Origin of the sequence: Polyangium sp. 15x6 (genome assembly GCF_029960785.1) — a bacterium.
In the GTDB taxonomy this organism is placed as follows: Bacteria; Myxococcota_A; Polyangia; order Polyangiales; family Polyangiaceae; genus Polyangium.
On the sequence record NZ_JASBQE010000241.1, the window covers coordinates 1 to 1847 of the forward strand.

Annotated in this window: 1 protein-coding gene; it reads right to left on the reverse strand. The window is 68.5% G+C overall.

Features of this window, described 5'->3' with window-relative positions:
• Positions 1 to 1805 (reverse strand): condensation domain-containing protein (locus QHF83_RS53195; protein ID WP_282425864.1); only part of this gene is annotated, 1805 nt, incomplete at its 3' end.
• Positions 1806 to 1847 lie beyond the last annotated feature (42 nt).

The following is a 1847-nucleotide window of genomic DNA, read 5'->3' on the forward strand; positions in this document are numbered from 1 at the left end:
ACGCCGAGGGAGCGAAGGTGGTGGGCCAGGCGGTTTGCCTGCGCCTCGAGTTCGCCATAACTGAGCTGTCGTCCGTCCTGCTCGAGGGCGACGGCCCCCGGGGCCTTCGCCGCCTGCTCCGCAATGAGCTCGTGAATGCACGGAGTGGGGTCCGCCATTGGCGTGTCGTTCCAGGCGGCGAGCTTCTCCGTCTCCTCTTCGGTCAGGAGGTCCAGATCCGACAAACGTTTGTCCGGGTGCGTCGCGGCATCCGTCACCAGCGTCCTCAAATGGCCGCACAAGCGCTCTGCTGCCGTGCGCGAGACACGCTTCGTGTCGTACAGGACCTCCACGACGGTCCCGTCGGCTGCGTGTTGCATGGACACGGCGAGCGCGTCCTTCGCCGTCGTCGCGCCCTCGTACGCCGCATCAAGGACGGGTGACCAGCCGGCCGCAGCTCCGGTGACCGGAGGCGTCACCTCGAAGAAGGCCACGTCATACAGCGGGTTCTCTCCGGCCTGCCGCGAAAGCCCCTGATCTTGCATTACGATGTCGAACGTCAGCGCCTGATGCTCGTACGCGCCCAGCGACGTCCGTCGCGCGCGAGAGAGCAGCTCGCCAAACGTCGGGTTCCCCGAAAGGTCGGTCCGCAGCACGACCGTGTTCGTGAAGAAGCCGAGGAGGTTGGCCGTGCCCGGCACCTCGCGGTTTGCGATCACCGCGCCGAGCCCGAAATCCTTCTGGCCGCTGTAGCGCGAAAGGACCGCCGTGAGGACGGCATACCACGCCATGAACGGCGTGCAGCCGTGGTCCCGCGCGAGCGCCGAGAGCGCGCTGCTCGCATGCTGAGGAATGCGGAGGCTCACGCTCGCTTCAGGGCCAGGGCCGCCCTCCGAGGCGGGGCGGAGAATGGGCAGCTGGAGCCGCGGCACACCGGCAAGCTTGTCCTTCCAGTACGCTCGTGAGGTCTCGAAACCGCCTCCCGTGAGCGCATCCTGCTCGGCCCGTGCATAGTCGGCGAACTGGTACGAAAGCGCCGGCAGATTTGCAGGCTCGCCGCGGCAGCACGCCTCGTACAGGCGCGAGAGCTCGGAGAGCAGCACGCCGCTGGACCATTCGTCGGTGATGATGTGGTGCTGGAGGATGAGCACGAAATGGTGCTCGGTGGCCATGGTCACGACGAGCACGCGTGTCAGCGGTCCGGCACCGAGGTCGAAACGAACGCCGATCTCGGCCTCCAGGAGCGCGCGCAAGGCGGCTTCCCGCGCCGCTTGGGGCAGCGCCGAGACGTCCTCCACGCGCAGCGGAATCAATACGCTTTGCGCCACGACGCGCCTCGGCACGCCATCGACCTCGGGATAGGCCGTGCGCAGGATCTCGTGGCGCTTCGCGAGCAACGTCACGCTCTGGCGCAGCGCCGGCTCCGAGAGCGCGCCTCGAATGACGAACGTCTGCGGGACCTGGTACGACCGCGCCTCGGGTGAGAGCTTGTCGACCAACCAGAGCCGCCGCTCGGCCCCCGAGAGGTCGGCATACGCGGGATCGGCCGCGCCGCGCGGGGCGGGAGAGAGGGCGGCCACGGGCGCCGGTCGCTTCTCCATCCCGTCCAGCGACGCCGCCAGGGCGGCCACCGTCGATTGCTGAAACAGCGTGGCCACGCTCAGCCCGAACCCGAGCCGCGCACTTACCGCGGACACGAGGCGCACCGCCAAAAGCGAATGGCCGCCGAGGTGGAAGAAATGGTCTCTGATTCCAATCGGCCGCACCTGGAGCAACTCTTCCCAGATGGCCACGAGCGCGCGCTCGGTATCGGTCCGGGGCGCCACGTACGATGTCTCGGCGCCGCGCGTGGCCTCGGGCGAGGGCAG